Below are 1,256 nucleotides of genomic sequence, written 5' to 3' on the forward strand. Positions count from 1 at the left end.
ATTGCCGCCGCGCCCACTTCCTCGCCTTTCTCGTCGAACAGGCTGCCCACCAGCACATGCTTGCCATCGGGGGTCACGTAGGCGGCCGCCGGCTGCTGGCCCCCCACCACCCCGGCGAACCCACGCAGGCCACCGGGTGCATCGAACTCGCCGAGCACTTCGAAGCCATGCTTCTCGATGCCCTTGAGCACGGCCGGCCGATCAACGGTCTTGGTCGCCTTGGCAGTGGTGGCCGAGGGCGCCTGCGGCGACTGCGCCTGGCTGCAGCCGGCCAGCGCCATCAGCAGGGCCGTGGCAAGCAGGGAGCCCAGCGGGCGCGAGGATGTCAACAACATGGCAACTCCTGGTATCAGCAAAAGGGGGACGCGCCGCGCCTCAGCGCAGCGCGTCAAGCCGTGCCTGCAGGCCGGCCGCACTGAGTTCCCCCATGTGCAGGCCCTGCAGACGGCCGCTTGAATCGAAGAACAGGGTAGTCGGATACGCGTGCACCTGCAGCCGTTCGGAGGTCAGGCTGTCAGGATCCAGCAGCACGTTGTGCAGCGACAGGCGCTCGCTGGCCAGGAACTGCTGCACGTCCTCGACCGTTTCTCCCTGGTTGACAAACACGAAGCGCATCGCCGGATCACGCGCCTGCGCGCCGGCGAAGATCGGCATTTCGCGGCGGCACGGGCCGCACCAGCTGGCCCACAGGTTGACCACGACCGGCTGACCGCCCTCCCCGCCCAGCGTGGCCGGTTGCCCTTGCAGCGACTGCAGGGTAAGCGCGGGCAGCGCGATACGTGACTGCTGCAGCTGCGCCATGCCCAGCGACAGTCCGATCCAGCACAGCACCCCGGCCACGGTGCCGGCCCACACCGGTCGTCGCAGCGCTGGCCAGCGCTGCAGACGCCACATTCCCCAACCGATGCCCACCAGCAACGCCAGCCACGGCAGCAAGCCACCATCACCCACCCGCAGCACCGCCCATGGATCGGCCAGGTAATCGCGCCAGTGCAGCATCACGAAACCCACGCGTCCGCCCAACAGGCCAAGCAACAACATGTCCAGCAGCAACGCACCCGGCTTGGGCTGGCCGTCCTGCAGCGGCGGCCGCAACCAACGCGCCACACCCATGGCCAGCAACCCGCCCAACACGACCCACACCACGCCCAGCGGTACCGGGCCAACACTGCTCATCATCCAGCCATCTCCGGTGCCGCGACGTCCCACGCCGCGACACCTGTATTCGTATCGACCCCGACCGCATGGTCCCAGCC

At 68.5% G+C, this 1,256-nt stretch carries 1 protein-coding gene and 1 pseudogene; both read right to left on the minus strand.

The window, feature by feature from the left end:
* Positions 1-335 (minus strand): annotated as a pseudogene (locus ACXJKH_RS20740) (thiol:disulfide interchange protein DsbG); the annotation flags it as partial.
* 40 nt (positions 336-375) lie between these two features.
* A complete protein-coding gene (locus ACXJKH_RS20745) occupies positions 376-1,176 on the minus strand; it encodes a redoxin family protein (RefSeq protein WP_457322212.1) in 801 nt (266 codons plus the stop codon).
* Positions 1,177-1,256 lie beyond the last annotated feature (80 nt).

The organism is Stenotrophomonas sp. P5_B8, from assembly GCF_054049855.1.

Excerpts from the sequence above, each read along its gene's own strand:
- ACXJKH_RS20745 (WP_457322212.1), bottom strand. The coding sequence starts at position 1,176 with ATGAGCAGTGTTGGCCCGGTACCGCTGGGCGTGGTGTGGGTCGTGTTG.